Below are 26,156 nucleotides of genomic sequence, written 5' to 3' on the forward strand. Positions count from 1 at the left end.
ATCCGTGTCTGGAGGTTGGCAGCGATGACATTACCTGCACTATTCATTGCGCATGGTTCTCCTACGCTGGCGTTGGAGAGCAGTGATTACACTCAATTTTTGAACGAGCTTGGAGACAGGCTGCCGGCTCCAAAGGCCATCGTTGTATTCACCGCACACTGGGACTGTCCCGAGCCTTCGGTGACGATGGATGAGTCCCATCAGACCTTGCATGATTTTTACGGATACCCTTCAGCGTTGTATAACATACAATACCCTGCAGTCGGGCAGACCGATGTCGCGAGCGAGATATGTGCGTTATTTTCCCGTAGTAACTTGCCGCATCGACCTGTTCGTGGGCGTGGACTGGATCATGGCGTATGGGTGCCACTGCTACATATGTACCCTGAAGCGAGCATTCCAGTGATTGCTGTATCGGTGGATTCCCTACGTTCTCCGCAAGAGCAGTATGATATCGGGCGTATGCTGGAGCAACTCAGACATGATAACGTGCTTATCATCGGCAGTGGTGGAACCGTGCATAATTTAAGAATGCTGGCACAGGATGATGAGCCACAAGACTGGGCTATCGAGTTTGATGATTGGCTCGGAGAGCGTTTAGAGCAATGGAATACCAGAGAATTGTTTCTGTATGAAAAAAAAGCTCCTCATGCGCGGACGGCTGTTCCGTCTTATGGCATGGAACATCTTGCGCCATTGTTCTACGCCATGGGCTCAGCAGATATGTCTCGCACAGCGAAGCGATTATTTCAGTCGTATGCCTGCGGCACGTTAAGTTTGAATTGCTGGCAGTTTGGCGACGGCATATAACTTGGGGCAAATGAGAACAGAAACATCAATTTAGATGGCGAAATGAAGAATACAGTCGTATGCTTATAAATAAGCAAAAAGGTTCCTGCGGTCAGTTGATTGACTGCGTGGAACCTTTTTTGGGTTTGGGTGTTCAGCGGTGATTATTTGCGAAGTTCGAACAACTCACATTCGGTACGTGAGTGATAGGCCAGTTCACTGACACTGGATTGAACAACAACGGTTTTCTCGTCAAAACGAATGATGATACCTCCAGAGTCGATCTGGTGGTTATCTTTGAATACCCGGATTTTATGTTTTAAGGTCATGGCTTCCTGAAAATCGGCATCGGTTTCGAGACGGCGCTGCGTCGGCATAGGGATACTCCTTTGTACTGTTAGACTTTATAACCATCATAATATGGGATTCTACTGATGAGCAAGTGTAGAGACTTGGATGCACAATGGTTGAAGAAGATGGAAGAGCGGTTGGCAATAAGAGCAGATCAGCATAGGTTGTCAGGTTATGAACAAATGAGTGAAAAGAATACAACACAAAGCCCTGCTCCAAGGGGGGAAGCAGGGCTGAGTTTCTTATATTTTTAATGATTAAGCCGTTTTCTTAGTGGGTGTAATGGTTGGTGTGTCTGTTGGCTGAATGGTTCTGTCCTTTTTGAACAATCCGCGAAGGTAAGGAAGTACCCAGTGATCCAGACCAATTTTACCAGCATTTGCACCAGCTACGACGATGAAGATTTCCATCACAACCAGTTGAGCATTCGTGCTTACTGTACCCGAGAAGAGGAACGCGAAGTTCATGACCATCGCCATCAGAGCTGCCAGCGTTGTGAAGCATCCAAGAATGAGTCCCAGACCTACCAGGAATTCACCGAGCGGGATCACGAAGTCGAATAATCCGGCATTTGGAATAGCGAACTTTTCAAGGAACGTTGCCCACCAAGCTTGAACCGCTGGATGATCGCCTGTTGCTTTTTCAAGTGCCCCAGTGAGGAACCCGCCAGCTTGGAATCCGCCGGTCAATTTGCTCCATCCGTGAGTCATCCAGTCATAACCGATATACACCCGAAGTACTGTCAAAATCCACATTGCCACTTTGTTTTCTCTAAGCCATTGATTGAAGCTGAACATATAAACCACTCCTTTTATGGAATCTAGTGTGTGTTGTTTTTGTTTTTCTAAGTGATCACCTTTGATGTCTTTATTGTATATTCCGAAAGGTGTTTTGTTTGTGATTAAAATCACAATCTAGTTCAAATTTTAAGTAAGGTTTAAGAAGTTCACATTTAGGACATATTTATTTGCTTATTTCAAGATTCAAAGATAACTTGTGAGATAAGACAAGGCTTAGAAGGCGCAGACAAAACGGAAACGTTATGATTAAATGGAAAGAAATACAGGAGATGGTTGCCTGCATGAGAGGAATATCACATGACGAGCAGAAGAAAGTCAGCCAAATCGTTTAGGAGGTCCTATATTGAAGTTATTTTCTTGGAACAAAGCTATATCAGCAGCATCAATCTGCCTTCTTACCGTTAGTCTTGTTGCTTGCCAGAATAAAGAGGTAGCCCAAATTCCCCAGCCGAAGCCCACACCTGCACCGGTTCAAGAAGAGAAGCCTGTGGAGGAGCCTGTTCATTCTGGCTTTACAGCTCCTTTCACGGGACTAGCCGTGGAGAAACCGTCTACGCAGCGGCCACTAGCGGTCATGATCAACAATGCACCTGCCGCCCGTCCCCAATCGGGACTCAGCGCAGCCGATATTATCATTGAGGTGCTTGCCGAAGGTGGGATTACGCGGTTCATTGCTATATTTCAGAGTGAAGGTGGAGAAGAAACCGTCGGCCCAATACGTAGTATTCGTCCATACTTGATAGAGCTTGGCGAAAGTTATGACGGGGTGCTTATTCATGCCGGAGGCAGTCCGGAGGCGTATTCTATTTTGCAAAAACAGCAGAAACATCATATGGATGAAATTTCGAATGGCGGTCCTTACTTCTGGCGTTCCAAAGAACGCAAAGCCCCGCACAATCTATATACTTCTGTAGACAAGCTTAGAGAAGGTACGGATAAGAGAGGATACAGTCATGAATTTAAATCTCCTGTGTACAAGTATGACGAGGTAGGAGCGACCTCCACTGGAGAGAGCGTGAAGCAGTTTGAACTCCATTATTTATTGAATAGTTACAAAGTTGCGTATGATTATGATGAAGTTAGCGGACGATATATGAGAATGGTGAACGGGAAGCCAGATCAGGATAAAGATAACGGCAGTCAGTTAGGTGCAGCCAATATCATTGTTGCTGGGGCAGACCATAAGGTGCTCGACGATGTAGGCAGGTTATCCGTAAACGTGGATCATGGCGGTGAAGCGATGCTGTTTCAGAAGGGCAAGATGATTCGCGGGCAATGGGTTAGAAAAGAGGGAGATATAATTCGTTTTGTGAAGGATGGGCGTGAAATGAATCTTGTGCCCGGGAAAACTTTCATTAGCATTGTGCCGAACCATCCAAAGTTTGCAGATCATGTGAAGCTGGCAGAACAAGAATAAGCCATATACAACGATTGGCACAACGAAATGAATCACTTTTGCAGGCTGAAATGAAAGAGAGCGATGAAAAGGGTTAAGATTGGTGATGATGTGTTGTCGTATCATAGCGCTTTTTATGAAAATTGTGACGGGTTACGCGTCGGTTTATGTGGAGTTTTGTAAACGCAGTGTAAAATCGGAGTCTGATTTTGCCATAATTCCAAATAATTAAGATTCATTTCAGGTTAATATGAGAAGAATATAAAAAAGGATCGCAGGTTTTGTACAAACCATGAAACAAATATGATAAGATATCAAAGGTTGTCATTTCATGTTTCATCGGTTATCGGCGCAATTTCTCGAAGAGGGGATAGAGCTATGAAGATTAAGAAGAAGAAGGACATATTTTTTGAAACACTGGAGAATATGGCAGATACGGTTGTTCAAGCGGCAGATTATTTCTCCCAGCATGTTTCCAACCTTCAGGATGTAACTCTTTTTGCTAATGAAATGAAAAAGTACGAGTCGCAATGTGATGACTACGTGCACACGATCATTACAGAACTCAACAAAACATTTATCACGCCGATCGAACGCGATGATATTATGGAACTGACAACAACTCTTGATGACGTATTGGACGGCATTGAAGCTACAGCTTCCCGTTTCTATATGTACAATTTGGTGGAACCGGACGAATATATCGTTCAATTTGCAGAGATTTTGCGCCAATCGGCTTACGAAATTCAGAAGGCGATTCATTTGCTGTCCCAGAAAAAATTGCTGGCGATTCGTGAATATACGATTCGTCTGAATGATTTGGAAAACCAAGGCGACGAAGTATTGCGTAACTGTATCAAGAATCTCTTCGCTACGGTGTCTGATCCGATTGAATTGATCAAGCGTAAAGAAATATATGAACGCCTTGAAACAACAACGGATGCTTGCGAGCATGTTGCGAACGTTCTTGAATCCATCATCATGCGTAATTCTTAAGGAGCCAGAGAATAATGGAAACAACGATTTGGGTATTAGGTATAGTCGTCTTCCTTGCACTGGCGTTTGACTTCATCAACGGTTTCCACGACACGGCTAATGCCATTGCCACATCGGTATCCACACGTGCACTGACGCCGCGCCGCGCCATTATTTTGGCGGCCGTGATGAACTTTGTTGGTGCGATGATGTTTACGGGTGTTGCGAAGACGATTGGGGGGAGCGTGACGGACCCCACCAAGCTTGATAACGGGATCGAGGTTGTCATCGTCACCTTGATTGCCGCGATCATCTGGAATTTGGTTACCTGGTGGTTTGGAATTCCTTCATCTTCTTCACATGCGTTAATTGGAGCGCTCGCAGGTGCAGTGCTCGTTGGAGCAGGCTCGGACAAAGTGAAATGGAGTGGATTCATTGATATCGTCGGAGGTTTGCTGTTGTCACCTCTGATTGCTTTTGCCATTGGTTATATCGTCATGACGATTCTTAAATATGTGTTTGCCAAACGCAGTCCGCACAATGTGAATAAAGGCTTCCGTACGGTACAGATCTTCACGGCTGCCCTGCAGGCATTCACTCATGGTACCAACGATGCGCAGAAAGCGATGGGGATTATTACATTTGCACTCGTCGCAGCCAAGGTACAGGATCATCTTGAAGTACCACTGTGGGTTAAAATCTCAGCAGCAACAGCTATGGCCCTGGGGACATCGGTGGGTGGTTGGAAAATCATCAAAACGATGGGGACTAAAATTTTCAAAATCGAACCAATTAACGGCTTTGCTGCCGATTTATCTGCTGCATCCGTTATTTTCACAGCAACATTGTTGCACCTTCCGGTAAGTACGACACACGCAATCACATCCGCGATTCTGGGTGTAGGTTCGGCGAAACGTTTCTCGGCTGTAAAATGGGGACTGGCTGGACGTATCATCATTACGTGGTTCATTACGATTCCAATTACCGGAGCACTTGCAGGTCTGTTGTACTGGATTATTTTCTAAATAGTTGTCAACAGAAGGGCCAGGTATCCATCGATCGGATACAGTAAGTGAAGGACGAACCTGTTCATAACCGTGTGAATATCGGGATATGTGGATAAATATACAATGAGTTGAAGAAATGCCTGTGCACGAAGATGTGGACAGGCTGGATATGTGGATAGCCATCCGTGGAATGATAAACCAAAAGAAACCTTCCTGTGGATACAGGGAACTGTGGATAGGGGAAATGAGAGAAGCCAACAGGGTTGGCTTTTTTTGTTGTCCAGGCTGTACAATGAAATCAGAACTTCGATAAGAGACAAGGACGTGGTCTAATCCATGATTCGTACACTTGCGATTACACGGGATCATCAAGTCACGGTGAATATGCCGCTCGAACAGCTGGATTTAAACGATTTTGCCTGGGTGTGGGCAGATTTCAACCAGCCTACCGAAGAAGAAAGTCGGCTACTGGATACATATTTTCATTTTCACCCACTTGCCATTGAAGACTGTCTGCATGTATTGCAACGTCCCAAGCTGGATTATTATGAGAATTTGCAGTTTCTTGTGTTACATGCGCTGAATCCAGCTACGCTTGAGGCAGAAGAGGTAGATCTGTTCCTGGGACAGAACTTTTTGGTGTCATTCCATCATGGAAGATTGGAAGAAGTGGACGAAGCCTGGGACAGACTGCTGAAACACGCTCATGAGCGTACCATTTGGGCAAGAGGGCCGGTGGCGGCAGCTTATACAGTGATGGACAAACTGGTCGATCATTATTTTCCATCGCTATTTTCCATCGAGGATGAACTGGCTGAACTGGAAAATCGGGGCGGTCAGGAGTCCGTAGAGGAATTGATGAATCAGGTGTTTGACCTGCGCAGTCGACTCCTGAAGCTTAGACGCACTGTTGTCCCTATGCGGGATCTGCTCTACCGGGTCATTAATTCGCAACATGTACAGCGAACAGGGGAACATACCGCATATTTTACCGATATTTATGACCACCTGCTCAAACTGACGGATATGATTGAAGCCGATCGGGAGATGACGGCAGACTTGCGCGATAGCTATATCTCACTGAATTCGAATCGAATGAATCAGATTATGAAAACACTGACGGTCATTACGACGGTATTTATGCCACTCACTCTAATTGCAGGTATCTACGGCATGAACTTCGCCCATATGCCGGAGCTTCAGTGGAGGTATGGTTACGGTGCTGTGTTATTGCTGATGTTTGTCCTTGGAGGCTGTATGGTGGCCTGGTTTGTGAAGCGCGGCTGGTTTAAATAAACAGGATAACTTGATAATAAAGAGAAAAGGCCGTCAGGCGAACCTTGCGGAACACGAAATCCGTTGCTCCCAAGGTTGTTTGTTGCCTGACGGCTATTCTCTGTCTATTTTTCTATCCACATGTGCATAAGTGATTCAATCATAGAGACTTGTGCATAACTAAAGTGAAATTTCCATTTCGAAGTTCAGTCTAACGTAAGCACAAAAGAAGCGGATTCCGTATTTTGCCCGTTCACAACGATCGTGAGCGTATGCAGCCCTTCGTAATATTTCCGTGTCGTAATGAGTTTGAATGATTGTTTGGTATTGACGGTACTGCGACCACTGGCATACATCTTGTCCGAGCACTTAAAGCGTTTGGGTGCCTGTTTGCCGTTAGCCTTCATATAACCAATCTCATATTCAAGCCTCAGCATCTGCGGTTCGCCGCTCGTATTAACCACATCGAATGAAAAATGAAGATCCTCTCCCGTAGCAATCTGCTCCCGATCCAGCTTCAGGTTTTCAATATGGACAGCCTCCTGCTTGTGATAGCCGAATAGGCTCAGTGCAACAGGGTGCCCCTTCTTCAGCAGCGAACGACTTGCGTGGTGGATAATCCAGTCGGTATGCGCGTTCTGACCGTACCAAGCTTGAGCTAAGTCGAGAACAAGATCAGGGTGATCTTTGGAAATATCGTTCAGATGATTCGCTACACTTTTTCGTACATAGAGAGATTCATCCTGCCTGAGTGCATGCAGAATCGGAAGCGCGGGCGTCGGATCAACGATCAAATCCCCAAGCTTGGTTCCCCATGGCAAACGAGGGCGACTGCCTTCGCTGGCAAGCCTGCGAATATGCTCGTCACTGCTTTCTGTCCATTCCATCAACTGTTTCAACGTCTTAAGCGGGTAACGCTGGATGAAGGGGCGTACCGCAAATTCAGAACTTGAATAAGGTGTGAATACCTTAAGATATTTCATCGATAATTCGTAGTTTTCGGGGGCAAGTCCATTCACTTCAATGAAATCAGGCACAAAAAGGTACTCAACCCCGCGCAACTGTGGAGCTGCCTGTTCAAGGATATGTAAGGCTTGTTCGTAATCGGCGGGCAGAACATGGGTCAAAGATTCCGTAATTCGGCGTATCCTTGCCTTGAACTCCAGCGCTTCCCAGCCTTCAGCGAAAACCAGTTCGCGGAATCGCTGTGTTTGTAACTCTGGATAGAACTGATGCAACTGATTGGCAGTTCGATCAATGAGAGTGGGTGTATATTTATCTTTGAACAGTTCCATGGTCTGCCTCCTTATATGTATTATCTAGTATACCTCATTTTCCAGTATAAGAACATAAGTTCTTGGTGTTAGTTGCTCAAAAGGGTTAAGGCACCCGCCTTCATGAAGGGAGTGCCTGAATAGAGTTAACTTTTGCGTCTTTTGGGACGCGGTTTGGATGTTGCGTTTTTCCGGCGAGCTGGAGAAGCGGTGCGTTTCCGCTGTGTACCAGTTGTTTTTTTGCGGCGTTTGCGCGTGCGAGGTTTCGAGTATTCTTCATAATCAGCGTCGGCTTCGCTGCTACTGTTTTTATTTTTTCCAAAAGGCAGAATGCCCATCACCAGTTTCATCATCGGGGCCATCTGCTGAATACCGCCAACGACCTTTTGCATTTTGGCCACGCCGCTCATAATGCCGTCAATGCCGCCGAAGCGGTCAATCATGCCTTTTAATTCACCTAAGTTGGCAAGGGAAAAGCCTGAGCTGCCTGAAGAGGCAGGTGTTTGAGCCGGAACGACTGGAGTAACGGGCACGACCTCGCTTCCATAAAGCCCTCCGCTGGGTGCGCCCTGCCCATAGGGCACAAGACCGGAGGCTTCAACCTCGGCGAAGCCCGGGTAAGTCGGATGAACTCCAGGATACATCGGCTGGATCTGGGCTTCATTGAGAGAGCGTGGCACATTTCCATACGGTGCATAAGCTGAGGTGCGAGCCTGCTGCTGGCCTTGAGGAGCCGGACGTTGCCGTGTTCCTGGCGGGCGATGATAGTAATGCTGTGGCATGAACGATCACGTTCCTTCTATATTAGATTTTTCGGAATTGCGTTCCACCGAGAAATCAATCCTGTAAAAATCATGGTATAACAAGCAGGGTGGAACTCCCTTTTGATATACTGTATGTCATTCGCGGAGAGGCGGCGTAGGCGGGTATCACGGAAAACGGGATATTTGCGGAAATGGGCGCAAGTCATGCCGGCGTTTATAAGATGGTTTTCAGGAAGAAAAATGAATTTCGGACACAATTTTGTAACAATTTACAGGTATAAAATCCTAGATAAATAATCGGATATGTTCCCCCTAAAGGGGCGAATATCGCAGTTTTTATGCTCATTGTCCGTCTGTGGAGGACAATAGTATGTTTTGTAAGCGTTAACATGTGTTTTTGTTCTGTAGTGCGTGAAATCGTTAACGCTTGAAATACCAACTCAGGCTAGGTACAATGGATGTACACAGTAACCGCTAGGGGATGATGATAAAATGCAGCTGAAAAAGCTAAATGATAAAAGCATTGAACAACTATTTGAGGCAATCCTGACACTTAAGGATATTGAAGAGTGTTATGTTTTTTTTGATGACCTCTGCACCGTGAACGAGATCCAATCCATGTCCCAGCGGCTGGAAGTAGCACGTATGCTTGGCAAAGGCAACACGTATAACCAGATTGAAGCAGAGACGGGCGCGAGCACGGCCACGATTTCGCGTGTTAAGCGTTGTCTGAATTACGGGAATGACGGTTATAAAATGACGCTGGAACGCCTGGGGCGCTAAGTCATGAAGAAGCCGGGTGTACTCATCATTAGTCACGGTTCTCAGGAGAAAACCTGGGTGGAATCCGTCGATGACGCGATTTCCCGGTTGAATCTGCCTGATCCGTTACCTGTTGAAGCTGGATTTCTGGAATTGGTGGACGGGCGTTTAATTCAGGACGGTATTAACCGACTGGAAGCGCAAGGTGTAACGGACCTGTTGGTTGTACCGCTATTTGTTTCCTCTGGCAGTACCCATGTGGATGAGATCGAGTATGCAATCGGGGCGAAGGATGCACCTGAGCGTGAAACCGATCTTGAACCTTTTGAGGTGAAGGCACGTGTTCATTTTGGCTATCCGGTGGATAATGATCCTGATATTGCGGTGATGGTATGGGACAAGGTTCGGTCATTATCACAGCAACCTGAGCAGGAAACGATTTTGCTTGTCGGACATGGCAGTATCCATGATGGGTTCCGCCAGCGTTGGGAAGCAGGCATTTCTTCGCTTGCGGAACGAGTGCAGCAAATCAGTGGAGTCGCTCATACAGACTATGCATTGCTTAATCCGGAAAGTGTATATGACAAGGCGAAATTCTGGTCCGAAGAGCGTGGCAGTCGCGTCATTGTGGCACCGCTATTTTTGAGTGCTGGTTATTTTACCCAGCATGTTATTCCAGGTCGACTTAAAGAGTTGGAATATGCATATAGTGGGGAAACGTTGTTGCCTCATCCTTTGCTTGGGCAGTGGCTGGAGCGCCAGATTCAGTTTTTGCTGGAGAAGTGTAACAGGGCTGTTCAAAGTTAAATAGCATTAAAGTGGGATTCCACTTTAAATTCATTCATGATAAAAAAACGGCAGAGATGCCGTTTTTTTTGTTTTATTGCGCCTTTATTTCGCTCTACAAAAGGTACCTCGAACCTAATCGAAATGATCTGAAGTGTTTAATGTGTAGTAAAAATAGGCCACATGGAGAATGTAAAACTCTCTTTACAGCGAAGAATTTGTTTGATAAGATGTGCATGTCTTAATTGTTAACCTTAAAAATAAATTTGGTTAACAATTAAATTTGTTAGATGATTTAATGGGAAGGAGCTGTACGATGACACCATATGAACGGCTTGTAGCCATAGACCGGGCTCATGTCTGGCATCCTTTTACTCAGATGAAGGATTATAACCAGTCTGATCCCCTAATCATTGAACGAGGCGAAGGAGTTATGCTGTATGACGTACAGGGGAGAGCTTACTACGATGGTTTTTCTTCGGTTTGGCTTAATGTGCATGGGCACAATGTGCCGGAGCTGAATGAGGCCGTCACTGCACAATTGGGACGAGTAGCACATTCCACACTGCTTGGCATGGCTAATATCCCTGCAATTGAGCTGGCCGAGAAATTAGTAGAGATTACACCTCAAGGGTTGACGAAAGTGTTTTATTCTGATGCAGGCGCAACCGGAGTGGAAATTGCAGTCAAGATGGCTTTTCAATATTGGATGAATCTCGGGAAGACCTCCAAAACCAAATTCATCACCATGAATCAGGCTTATCACGGAGACACCATTGGCGCAGTGAGCGTAGGTGCCATTCCGTTGTATCATGATGTATTTCGACCGATGCTGTTTCCGTCTTATGTCGTACCCTATCCATATGCTTATCGACATGAGCGTGGTGCACATGGAGCAAAAGAAGCTACCCTGTCTGAGCTACGCAAGATTCTTGAAACGAATGCACATGAAATTGCGGCGATGATTGTCGAGCCGATCGTTCAAGGCGCAAGTGGCATCATCGTTATGCCCGAAGGCTGTCTGCGCGAGATGGCAACATTATGCCGGGAATATGACGTACTGTTTATCGCCGATGAGGTGGCTACAGGCTTTGGAAGGACAGGTATGATGTTTGCTTGTGATCATGAAGAGGTGTCCCCTGACCTGATGGTAGTTGGGAAGGGGCTGACTGGCGGTTATTTGCCTGTAGCAGCTACGCTGGCAACCGAAGAGGTGTATCGTGCTTTTTACGCGGATTATGAAGAGCAGAAAACTTTTTTTCACGGTCATTCGTTTACAGGTAATCCGCTCGGGTGTGCAGTCGCGCTGGCAAGCCTGAAGCGATTTGAAGATCACCATATGTTAGAGAATGTAAGGATAAAAGCAATGTTGGTTGAGCGCAAGCTTCGTGGCATACAAGATGCTCCGCATGTCGGAGAGATCCGGCAAAAGGGACTGATGGTGGGCGTTGAACTGGTGAAGGACAAGTCCACCCGGCAAACGTATGCATGGGCAGAACGCATCGGCGTTCGGGTAACCCGGCGTGCCCGGGAACTGGGGCTGCTCACGAGACCCTTAGGCAATGTTGTGGTGTTCATGCCGCCGCTTGCTAGCACCGATGCAGAGATTGATGCGATGACCGATATTCTGATGAAAGCTATTATCGATGTCACTGAGGCGGATATGTGAGATGAATGGAACACAAGGTTTATTCGTGACAGGTACTGATACAGGCGTGGGCAAAACGGTAATTACAGGTGCGCTTGTTGCTACGCTTCGTGCGGAAGGACATCATGTCGGCGTCTGGAAACCGGTTCAGACAGGTGGACTTCTGGGTGACGGCACAACCGATGCAGAACTACTGCTGAAATACACGGAGATGGATTCGTACGCGGAGGATATTACCTCGTTCACCTTTGAGGCTCCTCTTGCACCCATGCTTGCTGCAAAACAGGCGGGATCGAACATTACGTTACAGGATATCTTTGATGCTGGGGCATCAATACTTAATCGATATGCCTCCGTGTTTATTGAAGGTGCGGGCGGAGTAGCTGTTCCAATAACGAAAGATGCCATGACGACTGATCTGATAGCCGAGCTTCAGATTCCGGTATTAATCGTTGCAAGATCAGGGCTAGGTACGATCAATCATACGTTGCTTACGATGGAATACTTAGAGCGCCGCGGAATTTCAATTCTAGGTTTCATTCTGAATGATGGCCTATCAGGTGAGTTATGCCTTGACCCAAGCTGGGAGACAAACGGGAGAATCATTGAACAATACAGCGGCATTCCTTGTCTGGGACATTTTCCAAAGCTTACAGGAGAGATTGATTCCAAGAGGTTAATCCATGCGGTTCAGGCAACGATCAATCTTTCTCCCGTCAGAGATGTTTTGACCATTCAGAAAATGGAGGAATAGCAATGAACATGAGCATAGCTCCTAAAGATACAGACTGGGTATCCCTTGCCAGAAAATCTTTGAAAGGCGAATGCCTGACAGCAGAGGAAGGGATCGCTGTTCTGGATGCTGATAATGATGAGGTACTTCCGCTCCTGCATGCGGCTTATCTCGTAAGACGACACTTCTATGGCAATAAAGTAAAGCTGAATATGATTATCAACGCCAAGAGCGGGTTGTGCCCGGAAGATTGCGGGTACTGCTCTCAATCCATCCGATCCAGCGCATCTATTCCGAAATACAGTTTGCTGGATAAGGAAACGTTGCTGGCAGGTGCACAGGAAGCAATGGCTCGCCAAGCAGGTACATATTGTATCGTTGCATCAGGAAAAGGACCGACAAATCACGAACTGGAGCAGGTCATCGACGCTGTAAAAAAAATCCGTGCTACGCTACCACTTAAAATCTGTGCTTGCCTTGGCATCTTAAAGGAGGGGCAGGCCGAACGTTTGGCTGAAGCAGGGGTGCATCGTTACAACCACAATCTGAATACAAGCCGAGATAACTATCCGTCTATCACGACAACACATACGTATGACCAGCGGGTTGAAACTGTAGAGAAGGCCAGGACTTCCGGCATGTCTCCTTGCTCGGGTGTTATTATCGGCATGGGCGAGAGTCAGCGAGACATTGTAGGGATGGCTTTTGCATTGCGAGAGCTTGATACAGATTCGATTCCGGTTAACTTTCTAAATGCAATCCCGGGTACACCTATGGAAGGAGCTTCACGTACAACGTCGATGAGAGCACTTAAGGTGCTGGCATTATTTCGATTGATCTGTCCATCCAAAGAAATTCGTGTAGCAGGAGGACGTGAGATTAGTTTGCGTTCATTGCAGCCTTTGGCGCTGTATGCGGCCAATTCGATCTTTGTGGGCGATTATTTGACGACAGCAGGTCAGGACATTACGAATGATCATCAGATGATTGAGGATTTGGGGTTTGAGATTGAACTCAATGCCTTGCAGGGTGGTGGCGACAATTATGAACTGGATGGAAAATGAACTTGAGAAACTGGCTCACGCCTCAAATCAACGCCATTTACGCGATAGTGCTACGTCTCCTGAACGTCCTGGTCATATTGTAAGAGGGGGGAATAGCTTACTTGATCTGGCTTCCAATAACTATCTGGGACTTGCCGGGCATCCTGATATTATTCAAGCCATTTGTGAAACACTTCAGGTTGAAGGTGCAGGCTCAGGTGCTTCTCGTTTTGTCACGGGCAATCGGTCAGTATACGGCCGTCTGGAAGCAGCGCTGGCATCTTGGCAGCAGGCGGAAGCCTCTCTTGTTATGGCAAATGGTTATATGGCGAATTCCGGTGTCATTGTAGCACTTATGGGGCGAGGAGATGTGGTTTTTAGCGATCAGTACAATCATGCCAGCATCGTTGATGGTGCTGTGTTAAGCCGTGCGGAGCATGCCAGATATCGTCATAACGATCTGGAGCATCTGGAGGCCCTGTTGCACAAATATCGGGATAAAAGGCGCAAGCTGATTGTCACGGATGCACTGTTTTCCATGGATGGGGATCGGGCACGGTTGCATGAACTGGTGAAACTCAAACGGCGATATGACGCCATGCTGATGGTGGATGAGGCACATAGTGGAGGTGTCTACGGGGAAAAGGGAGAAGGGCTGTGTCATGAGTTGGGATTGCATCGCCATGTAGATGTGCATATTGGGACATTCAGCAAAGCCTTCGGTATATATGGAGCTTATGTAGCTGGTAACAACGTATTAATACAATATCTTATGAATAAAGTTAGACCACTTATCTATTCTACGGCGCTCCCGCCTTCGCTTCTGGCAGGAATTATGGCGGCGTTACATTTGGTACAGACAGAGCATTGGCGCCGTAATCATCTGCGTTCGACCAGTGAATGGTTTCGTTCCGCGTTGACGAATGCAGGATTCCATGTGGGGGAAGGAGATTCGCCAATTGTGCCGATCATGGTTGGTGACAATGAACAGGCACTTCGTTTCAGCGAAGCTCTGGAAGCAACCGGCATTGCAGGGATTGCCATTAGGCCGCCAACGGTGCCAGTTGGTACAGCGCGAATTCGCTTTTCTGTATCTTCGGCGCATACGTTTGATGAGTTGAGGCAGGCGAGTGTTCTCATTAAGAAAGTCGGGAATCAGCTCGGTTTACTCACATCATGAACATACAGAATGAATACATGGGACGAGTAGAGCAAAATGACAAAGGGACGATATTATGGCTAACTGGCTGGAGCATGACAGATGCTGTATTTGACTCATTGCGTCAGCGATTGCCTGATTATCAACATCTCTCCCTGGATTACAGTACTATGAGTGCTTCCGCAGACATGCTGGAGCTCGTGGAAACAACCGTCAAGCGTTTATCTCGGGCAGTTCGGTCTGATCGATTGGATGAGGTCGCCGCTCATGGCGATATCGGCATGCCAGAACTGTTCCACGTGCTGAAAGGGGGTTGCGGAGGGAAGGTGCCTCGCGCTCCACTACTCATCTCGGGCTGGTCTTTGGGAGCGATACTTGCTCTTGGACTGGCAACCAAAGGTTATGCCGATGGGCTGGTGTTATTTAGTGCAACGGCACGTTTTGTTCGGGAAAAGAAGGAACTGAGCCTTGGTGTGCACGATGCGTACGTCAGGCAGATGATTCGAGGCATAGCCAAGGATCGGCCAGACGTGGAGACTCGTTTTCGCAAAATGATGTTTACGGTAAGGGAGTGGGAAATGGGGTATGCTGACCACCTGCCTCCTGTTGGCTACTGGACACCAGAAGCTCTACTGGCGGGGCTTCAGATTTTACGTTATGAGGATCATTTGCCCGATCTTGCTCGAATCGATTGTCCAGTCCTTTTATTCCACGGGTATGAGGACAAAATTTGTCCATATGATGCAGGGGTGGAATTGTTGGATCGGTTACCGCGAGCCAAGTTGGTGACGCTGTACGATAGAGGACATGCATCTTTTCTAGGTGATGAAGTCAGAATTGAGAAGGAGTGGAGGAGATGGAGGCATGAGCATAAGCAGGAGATGGGATGAAAACAGAGCAAGCTTCGACAGTAGCATCCATGTTCAGCAACGATTCAATCGTAATGCATCCTCTTATGATGCACATGCCCACGTACAGCGAAAGATGGCTACTCTGCTCGCAGAGATTGCTGCACATGGTAAGAACAATACGCTCAGCCATTCACTGAATTTTCTTGAAGTAGGTTGCGGTACAGGTGTTTTGACTCGAATGATTGCCCGTGATTGGCCTGATGCCAGCATTACGGCCGTGGACATTGCACCCGAAATGATTCGTCTGGCATCAAGGCGAGTACAGCATGCTGAAGATGGAAAAGGTACCGCAGAAGGGGTTCGTTTTATGCAGGCTGACATTGAAAAGTGGGTTCATCAGGTCCCGTCATGCTCAGTAGATATCATCGTTTCCAATGCTTGTTTTCAATGGTTGCATGATCCTCAACGGACCTTGACCGGCTTGAAACGTATACTCCGTCCTGGAGGCAGGCTTCTGTTCACCACTTTTGGGACAGACACTTTTCGGGAGATGCATGAGGCATTTCATGAGGTATATCTAGCCTGCGGAATGCAACCGCAGCGACATGGACTGTCGTTTCATTCGGCTGAAGAGTGGAGAGTTATGCTGGAGAGATCAGGTTTTACGAGTTATTCGGAGAATCGTTTGGTTCATATCGAGAGATATGCTTCTGCAAGAGATTTTCTGCACTCGGTAAAAGGCATGGGGGCTAGCGCTTCGGAAGCGGTTCAAGTACCCGAGGTTAGTCTACGAACTCTATTTACCCGGATGTACAAGGTGTATGAAGATAGGTTTAGTGTCGGGGCAGCAGGAGGGGTTCAGGCGACATATGACCTCTTGTTTATTGAAGCTTCCGTTTCAGATATTTAGTAAGATATGAAGCAATATACGCAGCATATTATACAGATCAATCCCCTCCAAGCGGCTTATCCAGCCATGAAGGGGATTTGTTTTTTTATCTAACCAATTATCTAAACCAGGCTTTATTCAGATTGTTCGCAAAGTTGTTATCGTTAAATGGTACATTGGCGCTGCCAAAGTCCGTTGTATTCAGGGCATTACGTGCAGCTGGAGTCAGATCATCCCAACCGATTAGCGGCTGAGTTCCCCCAACTACGTTGGTTACACCAAGCTCGTGGTTGAGCGGCCAGGTGCTATTATAGGAGATTTTCGGATGATCGCCCTGCATATTGCTGTTGCTTGGTGCCACTTTGGTGAACTGCCCGTGACCTGAGTAGGCGATCGAGAGTACTTTCGGGTTGGCAACCGCCGGGTTGTCTACCCATACGACGATGCCTTCCCAATCATGCCGATGTCCAAATCCCGGAGATGGGTTGTCTTTAGGGAAGTACCATGCGTACATGATCGCCCAGACGCCATTATGCCAAGCAGAACGTGAATAGACCTGACCCAGGTTGGAGCCGCATCCGCCATTGTGTGATCCGGACGTTGCCAAACCTGCGCTGGTGTTACCTTGTGCATCAACGGCTGGGAAAGGCACGCATCCATGATAGACCTTCAGGAAAGGTTGGAAACGTTTGGCTGTGATTTGCGTGGCTGTTACGGGTGTGACTTCTTGAAAACCGACGACCTGGTCATGATTAATGACGGCTGCTTCCGCAACGGTGCCTATCGGTAAATAGGCGAGGAGGGTAACCATTAGCATCAGTACCAGTTTTTTGGTTTTTTGCATTGTGCAATTCTCCTTTGTAAACGTAGTAGAGTGAAGTCAGTTATGTATGGATGTGTTCTGTATATCCATGGTACTGGAAAAATATTGATTTAGGTTATATTTTTATATTGAGATTTGTAAATTTGCTGTATATTTTTGTCATAATATAATTAGTTGTGGACAGCAGATAGTATGGAGATTAATTCCGGTGCAAGCGGGCAGAATGGAAGATCAGTGGTTTTTTTGCAAAAGAAGATGGAAAGATCGGTTTCAAGATGACTTTGGATGTTTATTAGGGTAGGGAAGTTTTGGTATTAGGATTTATGAAAAAGTCACGGCTGGAATAGGCTAGGACATCTTTACATTTGATGATATGATAGAAGCAATAGCTTTTGGAATGGGACGTCATTCCTCTGGCATAGTTATATATAGTGTTTGGGCAGGATTAACGAAAGTTCATGGTTGTGTTAATTATAATGATGCCCCTTGGTGGACTGATGCAGCGTAAGAAGATGAGGACATTCGGACTCATGGATAATGTGGAATAGGTGGCGTATCAGATGAAAAGAGCTCGATTAATATATAATCCGACTTCAGGCCGGGAAGAAATGAAGAAACGTCTAGCTGATATTTTGCAACGTTTGGATCAAGGCGGTATTGAGGCTTCGTGTCATGCTACAACGGGGGAAGGCGATGCGACCCGGGAAGCGGAACTGGCGATTGAACGCGGATACGACATGATTATTGCTGCTGGCGGAGACGGTACGTTATATGAGGTCATTAATGGTATGGCTGAGCGGGACAATCGCCCTCCACTGGGTGTGTTTCCTCTGGGGACGACCAATGACTTTGCGCGTGCGCTCGGGATTCCGAGACAATGGGAAGATTATGTGGATCTGGTTATTCAGCAGCAGACGCGCCCTCTGGATCTGGGCAAGGCGAACGATAGGTATTTTATCAACATCGCCGGCGGTGGATCGTTAACCGAATTGACTTATGAAGTACCGAGTCGTTTGAAAACGATGATCGGGCAACTGGCCTATTATATGAAGGGGATTGAGAAAATGGCAAGCCTGTCCCCGCAGGAATTAATCATTCGTGCGAACGGTCAGGAAGAAATTCATGATGAATTCATGCTGTTTCTTATTGCGAATACGAACTCCGTTGGCGGCTTTGAGAAGCTTGCTCCGGGAGCAACCATCGATGATGGGTTGTTCGATGTAATCGGTGTACGCAAGTGTAACCTGGCGGATATGATTCGTCTTGTTACTTTGGCGCTGCGTGGAGAGCATCTGAACGACAAAAAGGTTGTGCATTTCCAGACAGATCATATGGAAGTCAATTCCCCAGGTTATGTGCAACTGAATCTGGACGGCGAACTGGGCGGCACCTTGCCAGCAACGTTCACGAATCTAAAGCATCATCTGCAGCTGTTCCATCGGTAAATAAATGTTACAATGAAATAACGTTTCTGAGATTCGTTAGAATTTTGGAACGTTATTTTTGGCGTGAAGAAGGCAATTCTTTTATCAAGATTACGGAAATTACAGAAAAGCTCAGAACAGTTCAGAACAGCTATAGGTTAACTCACCGTCATTGCAGGCGGTGTACTATATAAGAAAGAAGTGAATGTACGTTGTCTAATACGAACCGCAGCGGTCGTGGAAAAAACCGCCGGAATTCGGCTGCTCCTCAAGGGAAAGGGAATGCTTCAACTTCCCGTCAGCCAAGTCAATCCATGCAATCAAGCCGTCCATCTACAAGTCAGTCAGGTAAAGAGGTGCGGCCAAACGGTGCATCTCTTTCTGGTGTGCGTTCGAAAGGCAGAGCACGTGAATCCGCACCAATCGAGGGATTACCTGTTAGCAAAAATGATGAAACCGTCATTGAGATCATTGGCATGAACCATGACGGTGAGGGTGTAGGTCGTGCAGATGGGTACACGCTATTCGTGCAAGGTGCTCTTCCAGGAGAAACGGTGCGCGTTCGCGTCATGAAAACCAAGAAGCAATATGGCTACGCCAAGTTGCTGGAGATTGTCAAAGCCAGTCCAGATCGTGTATCTGCACCATGTCCGATCTACGATCAATGCGGCGGATGCCAGATTCAACATATGAGCTACGCTGGTCAACTGGCGTGGAAACGTCAGCTTGTGATCGATAATTTGCAGCGGATCGGGAAGCTGAACGTGTTGGTGGAGGATGAGACGAACGAAGAAGATACAGGACACGCGATTCGTGTCTTGCCAACGATGGGGATGGACGAGCCGTGGCGTTATCGGAACAAGGCACAGGTGCCGATTGGTGTAACCGAAGGTGGTTTGGTAGGTGGTTTTTATGCCAAAGGAAGTCACCGAATCATCGACATGGAGACCTGTCTTATTCAACACGAGCATAATGATGAAGTTGTGGCGAAGGTGAAGGAGATCGGCAGCCACCTCGGCATCAGTGCATACAACGAAGAAACAGGCCGTGGTCTGTTGCGTCATGTCGTGGTGAAAAAGGCGTTCCGTACTGGAGAGATGATGCTCGTTCTGGTGACGAATGGCCGGGATATTCAACATAAAGACGAGTGGATCGGTAGCATTCGTGAAGCGATTCCTCAGGTGGCGAGCATCTGCCAGAACGTGAACAAAAAGCAGACAAACGTTATTTTCGGTGATGAGACCCGTGTTTTGTGGGGCCGTGATGTAATCTATGATTATATCGGGGATGTGCAATTTGCAATCTCTCCACGTTCCTTCTACCAGGTCAATCCGGTGCAGACTGAAGTGCTGTATGGAAAAACAGTAGAATACGCTGGGCTGAGCGGCAAAGAAACTGTAATTGATGCCTATTGCGGCATCGGAACGATCTCTCTTTTCCTGGCGCAACATGCGGATCAGGTGTATGGAGTTGAGATTGTACCCGAGGCGATTGAGGATGCGCGCAGCAATGCGATGCTGAACGAGATGAAGAATGTGAAGTTCGAAGTCGGCGCCTCCGAGGACGTCATTCCGCGCTGGAAAGAACAAGGCATCGAAGCTGATGTCATCGTCGTTGATCCCCCGCGCAAAGGCTGCGACCCGCGTCTGCTTGACACGATCCTGGAGATGAAGCCGGAACGTGTGGTATACGTGAGTTGTAATCCGAGTACGCTGGCACGTGATTTAAGAGTGCTAGAGGATGGCGGTTATCACACGGTGGAGGTCACGCCGGTGGATATGTTCCCGCATACGGTGCATGTGGAGTCGGTGGCGATGTTGGTTAGGATTAAAGAATAAGCAGAAGGGTTCGAGAATTTGTAAAAGATTCTCGAACCCTTCTGCTTTAATTTCAATTCGATTAATGGGTCGGTGCAAGATCTCTGGAGTCAACTCCCTGAAGGATAAAAATGATTCGAGAATTTGTTTTAATTCGGTGAACACTAAAGTATTATTGTTGTTTTTCAAAGACTCTTCAATGTTGCATTCCTTTTCTATTAACTCGTTCAGTCTTATATTAGTTTCAGACGGTTCTCCAACCGTGAATGGCTTGCAGGCTAGGGTACAGGCAAACTCCTTGCCACGGTCTGCGGTAGGGTTTGATAGATGGGCCAGGTACTGAGAAGCAGCTTGAGCAATCAGGACATTACAGCTGGCTCTGTAAAAGGAAGACAAAGCATTTACCGCTTTTCAGAATGAGAGGTTGAATTTTTCCTCCATGACCAGGCCACCACCGGAATAAGCAGCAAGGACATCAATCCTCCGGCAAGGGAAAGCATGGAGTAGCCAACGCCAGCCATAACCATGCCTGACAAAGCGCCGCCGGACGCGCCAGCCAGCGCAATCAGAACGTCAACCGTGCCTTGTGTCTTCGCGCGAACCTTCGGCGTTGTGGAGTCGATAATGGCTGCCGTTCCGCTAATTAGTCCAAAGTTCCAGCCTAGGCCGAGAAGCGCCAACGCTACAATAAGCAAACCCATGGATTCGCCTGGTGCAAAAGCCGCGGTTAAACCTGCCAGCAGCAGCGTAACGCCTGATGCGCAGGACATAAAGGTACGGCCAAGCTTATCCACCAGCACGCCGGTCAGCAGGGAAGGCAAATACATGAATGCGATATGGATGCCAATCACCAGACCTGCATCTCCAAGCCCATGGCCATGCTGCTTCATATGAACGGGCGTCATGACCATGATACCCACCATTACGATTTGGGTAAGCACCATGACCGTTGCCCCCACAATAAGTCCTTTTCGGTTATGAGAGCTCTCCGGGCGGCTTGCGTCTACCTTTGCCTGAAGCCTTTTGCCGTCTTTCACTTGTGACCCTTTATTCAATCTTTCCTCTTCGTCAATCGCCTTGGCAACGATAAACGGATCAGGATGAAGAAACAGCAGCAGTACCAGGCCCGCTATCAAATATGCAACTGCCGCTAGAATAAACGGCCCCGACAAAGCAGGAAGACCGATGGAGGTTGCCATGCGGCCAGTCGGCTCTACCAAATTGGGACCTGCCACCGCACCAATCGTCGTAAACACCAGCGCTGTACTGATTGCTTTGGCCCGCTGATTCGGCAGCGCCAGGTCCGTACCCGCGTACCGGGCTTGCAGATTAGTTGCCGTGCCAGCTCCATAAATCAACAAAGACACAAATAGCAGCGCTATTTGATCCCAGAGCGCGGCAAACACAACGCCAGTTGCTCCAACTCCACCCGCTATAAATCCGGCAGCCAGCCCGACTCTGCGTCCAAACCGCTGTGACAACCTTCCCACGATCATCGCCGCCGCCGCAGAGCCTAGCGTAAACAAAGCTGCGGGAAGACCGGAAAGGCTGTCGCTGCCTAGCATGTCCTGCGCAAGCAACGCTCCAACAGTAAGCCCGGCAGCCAGCCCCGCTCCTCCGAATATTTGTGAAACAACAACAAGCCATAACGTTTTTTTATACAGCTTCTTCTGCTTCTCCGGCGATTTTACGTACTCTTTTACTCTGTAAGAGCGGCTTTTTTGCCGTTTCGGAGCCACTGATGTGTGCTTATTCAAATGCATCCCCCTTTTCGGCACCCTTGCCGCTATCTAAATTAACTTTAATCCAATATCTGAATTATAGTGATATACGCAATCAATCTTCAATCCCTCAAAGTTGGGATAACTCTTCCAACCCTTTTAGTGATTCGATCATAGCGATCCGAGACATTTTTCATTGTAGTAGCAGGTTAGCACAATATGGTGAGCATAATAGCTTAAGTCTTTGAGCGGAGCGAGCTCTCGGTTTCTTCGAAGATTTTAATGGAAGATTGTTGTAGATAGTGCCAAACGAAAGAAACACGATTGCATTAACCGAAGGTGATCTCCCATCAAGCAAAGACAAAATTCCTGAGGACATCAAAGGGCTTTTTCAAAACTGTTGACAATTGGCATATATGTAATTATATTTAATATATCAATCAATTAGTGCTGTAAATCACTAGTGTAAACGCTCTCCAAGCAAAATTTTACGCAATATAATTCGATTCCATCGAGGAAGAAAATGGAGAGGTGATTAGGGACTTAGTCCCAGTTTTGTTCTAAACCTATCCATTACGAATGACATTCCTCTTCGTTTTGTAAAGCATTTTCAGCAACGCTTCATTGCTTGGGAAAATGCTTTTTTTCTTTAGGCTTTGCGATGTTGACGATGGTAACCCTCAATTATTTCCGTCGTTGTACTCTTCGCGTCAAGCTGTTTATGTCCTGCATCGTGTCATACTCCGCCTCCAACATGAATTGCAGCATCCCTGCAAACAACTCTGTAAACAACTCTTTCAGTACAAATTCACCTTGTTTATCGTTATGAACTTATTCACAATCACTCTCACTTGCTCATCACGTATATGATCCTCTTTAATTAGCCTTTTTCTAAAGATTATCTAACGGGGGAAACATGATGTCTAAATCAATAGAATTGATCTTGAAAGACGAAATTTTTGCTGAGCTGGACATCGAGTATCCAGAAGACCACGATACCCGTTTGTTGGACCAAGGTATCGATTCAGTAGGCTTCGTCAAGCTTATTGTTTTAGTGGAATCGAAGTTTAACATCTCGATCCCTGATGAAGATCTGTTATTTGAGAAGTTCTCCACGGCTGGATTAATCCTTAATTATTTGTCTGAGAAAAAGCTATGATGACGATCATTGAGCGTCTATTTCTGGAGGCCTCTAATCGCCAAGATCATATTATCCTTGAAGATCTAAAGCAGCAATGGACTTACGCGGAGATGATGACAGAAGCTTACTTGATTGCTTTATATATTCGCAAGAATTTTAAGCTTGAGCCCGGAAGTCATGTTGCATTATACACAAATAATGAGCCCTTGTTCATTTTTGCGGCGCTTGGCATTCAATTCTGCGGTTATGTGTTAGTACCGGTGCCTTATTCGGCATCCAATACAGAAATTGAAAATATTTTAAATGCCAGTGACGCCAAATTAGTTATCAGCAAATCTGCACAGCCTGCGCATTTAAATTGTGACATTCCTTGGGTTACCGCTCAGGATGTATCGCAAGAACCCATGCCTTCGTTCGAATCGATCTCGTTAACCAATCAGTCCGATCCCAATCAATGTGCGATTCTCCTTCCTACATCGGGCACAACCGGAAAATCTAAAATCGTTATGTTATCCCATCGGAATGTATTAACGAATGCGCTGGCACATGGCGGAAAGGTGGGGTATACGAATCAAGATTCGTTTCTGGTAACGATGCCCGTTCATTTCAGTTCTACGATTGTCACGCAATTGATTTCTTGCATGTTATATGGAACCCGAATTAAACTTATCAGCTTGCCCATGCTGCCACGCACCGCGTTTAAACTGTTTCAGAATAAGGCGGTTACGGCATTCTCGGCGGTGCCTACGCAATTGATGCACTTTGTTTCCGATTTTCATCAGACAAAGAACTGGAGTGCCTTTGATTCCATTGAATGTATTGTAATTAGCGGCTCGGCGACTCCCGCGAAATTAGTAGACCATCTTCAAACTGTATTTCCTCATGCGGACATTATTCAAACCTATGGATTGACCGAAGCTTCTCCGCGGGTGAGCATGATGGAACGGGGTGAGCGCTACTTATCCTGTGGATCACCCGTCAATGACGTTTCGATTCGTCTCGTTGACGAAGAAGAGAATGAGGTTGAAGGAGCAGCGATCGGAGAAATTTGGGTCAAGGGCCCGAATGTGATGCTCGGTTATTACAAAAACCCGGAGTTAACGAACGCTACCATTGTTGAGGGGTGGTTAAAGACAGGGGATCTGGGATATTGGAATGAATCAGGGTGTCTTATACTGACAGGCCGCAAGAAGAATATCATTATATCTGGCGGTATCAATATCTATCCGGAAGAAATCGAGGATTTTTTGTACGGCTTGAAAGAAGTGGAGGAGGTCATGGTTGTTGGTGTACACGATGATCTGTTAGGCGAGGTTCCCATCGCATTTCTGAAAGTTTTTAATGAATGCCTGATTGATATAGATGCACTGACACGACATTGCAAATTGCATTTGTCATCGTATAAAGTGCCTAGGCAATGGAGGATTATCGATAACATTCCAAAAACAAAAACAGGAAAACTGGACAGGGCAAGTACGAAGCACTTATTGCTAAATGAGATATACTGATTCGGAATCTTTAAGCCATTTAACCAAATAACCAGGGGTGAACGAAAGGTTGAAAAATTCAACTCAAACGTTAGGCAGAAAATTATTGCCGGTCAGTTATCCGATGATTACAACCTATACGCAACATGCTCATCTCTTGTCCATACTTACCCATTACGAGTGCGCTCACCCATGGATATTCAACAATTATATCCAATTATTCATTAACAAAGATTATAAACATCATTGGGGAGATTTTTATTTCCCTGTGACTTATGAGCTGCGGCCTTCGGATTCGTGCAAATGGATTACTACCCAAAAGATACATAGAGATACTGTAACAACTAAATGGGACTCTGTTATTCATTTTATTATAGAAAATATTAATGCGAATAACTATGTCCATACCATGATCAATTATTTCTACGTGCCCCTAAGCGATCGCTACAATAAACTTCAATTGCATCATGACATATTTGTATATGGCTATGATTTGGATAGAGAGATATTGTATGTTTCCGATTTTTTTAAGAACGGGGTATATAGTCAGGCTGAGATATCATTTAATGATTTCAATCTAGCGTTTGACATGAATCATCTAACAACGAATCATGATTATCTAAGAGAAATGGTTTATCTGTATACATTTAATAATCAATATCAGGATAAATTCAGTGCAGATACCCTAGTGAATTCGATAAGAAATTATTTCACTAACAAAACGCCGGAGTATTGGGAGATGTTCAACTATGGGGGCGACAGGCATAATCTTGACTTCGGCATGCAAATATACACAACTCTATTTAATTATGCGGAAGAGACATCCGAACATAAGGCTATGCTTGATATAAGACCCTTTCATTTACTTTATGATCATAAGAAGATCATGACGCTAAGACTCAAGTACTTGTACGATAATCGGCATTTGATTGAATTAAATCAAGAGCATATAGATGAATTCACAGCCATTGAACTTAAAGCAAAGATCCTTGTGAATCTAGCGATTAAATATAATTTGACAAGGGATACGAGTATTTCCGAAAACTTACAAACGCTGATTACGAATATAGAAAATGAAGAATCCATATTCCTTGAACGATGGCTGAAGAAGGTAGGCAGTTAGTAATGTTGCGGGAGCCAATGATGTTAATTGTGGATATCTCTTCTGCACTCGAATAGAATCCTTAACCCGAAGCCCGTGGTGAACAGGGCATATTCATGGAGGGAGTGATGCCGGGATT

25 protein-coding genes are annotated in these 26,156 nt (G+C 46.3%); 19 read left to right on the forward strand and 6 right to left on the reverse strand.

Translation table 11 applies throughout. The features are described 5' to 3' along the window. The first annotated feature begins 24 nt into the window (after window positions 1-24). Window positions 25-810: a DODA-type extradiol aromatic ring-opening family dioxygenase gene (locus H7T88_RS10550; protein ID WP_221788371.1), complete on the forward strand. Its 786-nt coding sequence runs from the start codon at window positions 25-27 to the stop codon at window positions 808-810. Between the two features lie 143 nt (window positions 811-953). Here H7T88_RS10550 and H7T88_RS10555 read toward each other — a convergent pair whose 3' ends face one another. After that, on the reverse strand, window positions 954-1,166 hold the full coding sequence (locus H7T88_RS10555; RefSeq protein WP_123064805.1) for a hypothetical protein: 213 nt from the start codon (window positions 1,164-1,166) through the stop codon (window positions 954-956). A gap of 75 nt (window positions 1,167-1,241) precedes the next feature. On the opposite strand from H7T88_RS10555, the gene H7T88_RS10560 reads away from it, so the two are divergent. Then, window positions 1,242-1,394: a hypothetical protein gene (locus H7T88_RS10560; RefSeq protein ID WP_221788372.1), complete on the forward strand. Its 153-nt coding sequence runs from the start codon at window positions 1,242-1,244 to the stop codon at window positions 1,392-1,394. Window positions 1,395-1,397: 3 nt separating this feature from the next. On the opposite strand, the gene H7T88_RS10565 is transcribed toward H7T88_RS10560, so the two are convergent. Continuing rightward, on the reverse strand, window positions 1,398-1,937 hold the full coding sequence (locus H7T88_RS10565) for a DoxX family protein (RefSeq protein WP_154891598.1): 540 nt from the start codon (window positions 1,935-1,937) through the stop codon (window positions 1,398-1,400). Window positions 1,938-2,283: 346 nt separating this feature from the next. Here H7T88_RS10565 and H7T88_RS10570 point away from each other — a divergent pair, with 346 nt between their 5' ends. From H7T88_RS10570 to corA, 4 genes are all read left to right on the forward strand, one after another. Then, window positions 2,284-3,357 carry a DUF3048 domain-containing protein gene (locus H7T88_RS10570; RefSeq protein ID WP_221788373.1) on the forward strand — a complete coding sequence of 358 codons (1,074 nt, stop codon included), beginning with the start codon at window positions 2,284-2,286 and terminating at the stop codon, window positions 3,355-3,357. A gap of 357 nt (window positions 3,358-3,714) precedes the next feature. Beyond that, entirely contained in the window at window positions 3,715-4,332 is a 618-nt protein-coding gene (locus H7T88_RS10575) for a DUF47 domain-containing protein (protein ID WP_221788374.1), read from the forward strand. Window positions 4,333-4,346: 14 nt separating this feature from the next. Then, complete coding sequence (locus H7T88_RS10580; protein ID WP_090923317.1) at window positions 4,347-5,336, forward strand: inorganic phosphate transporter; 990 nt, start codon at window positions 4,347-4,349, stop codon at window positions 5,334-5,336. Window positions 5,337-5,654: 318 nt separating this feature from the next. Then, window positions 5,655-6,614: a magnesium/cobalt transporter CorA gene (gene corA / locus H7T88_RS10585; protein ID WP_154960613.1), complete on the forward strand. Its 960-nt coding sequence runs from the start codon at window positions 5,655-5,657 to the stop codon at window positions 6,612-6,614. A 185-nt stretch (window positions 6,615-6,799) separates the two neighbouring features. Here corA and H7T88_RS10590 read toward each other — a convergent pair whose 3' ends face one another. Next, entirely contained in the window at window positions 6,800-7,888 is a 1,089-nt protein-coding gene (locus H7T88_RS10590; protein WP_221788375.1) for a DNA alkylation repair protein, read from the reverse strand. Window positions 7,889-8,013: 125 nt separating this feature from the next. Then, complete coding sequence (locus H7T88_RS10595) at window positions 8,014-8,649, reverse strand: tyrosine protein kinase (protein WP_221788376.1); 636 nt, start codon at window positions 8,647-8,649, stop codon at window positions 8,014-8,016. 474 nt (window positions 8,650-9,123) lie between these two features. On the opposite strand from H7T88_RS10595, the gene H7T88_RS10600 reads away from it, so the two are divergent. The 8 genes from H7T88_RS10600 to bioC all read left to right on the forward strand — a co-directional run bounded on the left by H7T88_RS10600 (window position 9,124) and on the right by bioC (window position 16,523). After that, complete coding sequence (locus H7T88_RS10600) at window positions 9,124-9,414, forward strand: YerC/YecD family TrpR-related protein (protein ID WP_017690665.1); 291 nt, start codon at window positions 9,124-9,126, stop codon at window positions 9,412-9,414. Between the two features lie 3 nt (window positions 9,415-9,417). Next, window positions 9,418-10,200, forward strand: coding sequence for a sirohydrochlorin chelatase (locus H7T88_RS10605; RefSeq protein ID WP_221788378.1), 783 nt, complete (start codon window positions 9,418-9,420; stop codon window positions 10,198-10,200). Between the two features lie 295 nt (window positions 10,201-10,495). Beyond that, the gene (gene bioA / locus H7T88_RS10610; RefSeq protein ID WP_260510825.1) at window positions 10,496-11,848 is read left to right on the forward strand and encodes an adenosylmethionine--8-amino-7-oxononanoate transaminase; all 1,353 of its coding nucleotides are present in this window, start codon (window positions 10,496-10,498) and stop codon (window positions 11,846-11,848) included. 1 nt (window position 11,849) lies between these two features. Next, entirely contained in the window at window positions 11,850-12,581 is a 732-nt protein-coding gene (bioD, locus tag H7T88_RS10615) for a dethiobiotin synthase (protein WP_221788379.1), read from the forward strand. Between the two features lie 8 nt (window positions 12,582-12,589). After that, the gene (bioB, locus tag H7T88_RS10620; RefSeq protein ID WP_221788495.1) at window positions 12,590-13,624 is read left to right on the forward strand and encodes a biotin synthase BioB; all 1,035 of its coding nucleotides are present in this window, start codon (window positions 12,590-12,592) and stop codon (window positions 13,622-13,624) included. Continuing rightward, window positions 13,605-14,783 carry an 8-amino-7-oxononanoate synthase gene (bioF, locus tag H7T88_RS10625; protein WP_221788380.1) on the forward strand — a complete coding sequence of 393 codons (1,179 nt, stop codon included), beginning with the start codon at window positions 13,605-13,607 and terminating at the stop codon, window positions 14,781-14,783. Before bioB ends, bioF begins: the two co-directional genes overlap by 20 nt. Continuing rightward, window positions 14,780-15,652, forward strand: coding sequence for an alpha/beta fold hydrolase (locus H7T88_RS10630; protein WP_260510826.1), 873 nt, complete (start codon window positions 14,780-14,782; stop codon window positions 15,650-15,652). Before bioF ends, H7T88_RS10630 begins: the two co-directional genes overlap by 4 nt. After that, window positions 15,627-16,523, forward strand: coding sequence for a malonyl-ACP O-methyltransferase BioC (gene bioC / locus H7T88_RS10635; RefSeq protein ID WP_221788381.1), 897 nt, complete (start codon window positions 15,627-15,629; stop codon window positions 16,521-16,523). The genes H7T88_RS10630 and bioC overlap by 26 nt, the downstream gene beginning before the upstream one ends. A gap of 97 nt (window positions 16,524-16,620) precedes the next feature. On the opposite strand, the gene H7T88_RS10640 is transcribed toward bioC, so the two are convergent. After that, a complete protein-coding gene (locus H7T88_RS10640; RefSeq protein WP_244159393.1) occupies window positions 16,621-17,319 on the reverse strand; it encodes an NPP1 family protein in 699 nt (232 codons plus the stop codon). A gap of 566 nt (window positions 17,320-17,885) precedes the next feature. Between H7T88_RS10640 and H7T88_RS10645 the strand changes: the two genes are divergently transcribed. Further along, window positions 17,886-18,770 (forward strand): diacylglycerol kinase, encoded by an 885-nt coding sequence (locus H7T88_RS10645; protein WP_090923311.1) that lies wholly within the window; start codon window positions 17,886-17,888, stop codon window positions 18,768-18,770. Window positions 18,771-18,961: 191 nt separating this feature from the next. Beyond that, the gene (gene rlmD, locus H7T88_RS10650) at window positions 18,962-20,587 is read left to right on the forward strand and encodes a 23S rRNA (uracil(1939)-C(5))-methyltransferase RlmD (RefSeq protein WP_221788382.1); all 1,626 of its coding nucleotides are present in this window, start codon (window positions 18,962-18,964) and stop codon (window positions 20,585-20,587) included. Window positions 20,588-20,967: 380 nt separating this feature from the next. Here the strand turns inward: rlmD and H7T88_RS10655 are convergent, their stop codons facing one another. After that, entirely contained in the window at window positions 20,968-22,305 is a 1,338-nt protein-coding gene (locus tag H7T88_RS10655) for an MFS transporter (RefSeq protein WP_312027608.1), read from the reverse strand. Between the two features lie 898 nt (window positions 22,306-23,203). On the opposite strand from H7T88_RS10655, the gene H7T88_RS10660 reads away from it, so the two are divergent. From H7T88_RS10660 to H7T88_RS10670, 3 genes are read left to right on the forward strand one after another with little or no spacing between them, the layout of a single operon-like run. Continuing rightward, window positions 23,204-23,446, forward strand: a complete 243-nt coding sequence (locus tag H7T88_RS10660; protein ID WP_221788384.1) for an acyl carrier protein — start codon at window positions 23,204-23,206, stop codon at window positions 23,444-23,446. Beyond that, a complete protein-coding gene (locus tag H7T88_RS10665) occupies window positions 23,443-24,936 on the forward strand; it encodes a class I adenylate-forming enzyme family protein (protein WP_221788385.1) in 1,494 nt (497 codons plus the stop codon). Before H7T88_RS10660 ends, H7T88_RS10665 begins: the two co-directional genes overlap by 4 nt. Before the next feature lie 49 nt (window positions 24,937-24,985). Then, the gene (locus H7T88_RS10670) at window positions 24,986-26,038 is read left to right on the forward strand and encodes a hypothetical protein (protein ID WP_221788386.1); all 1,053 of its coding nucleotides are present in this window, start codon (window positions 24,986-24,988) and stop codon (window positions 26,036-26,038) included. Window positions 26,039-26,156: the final 118 nt, after the last annotated feature.

It is taken from the genome of Paenibacillus cucumis (ex Kampfer et al. 2016) (assembly GCF_019748695.1).
GTDB lineage: Bacteria > Bacillota > Bacilli > Paenibacillales > Paenibacillaceae > Paenibacillus > Paenibacillus polysaccharolyticus.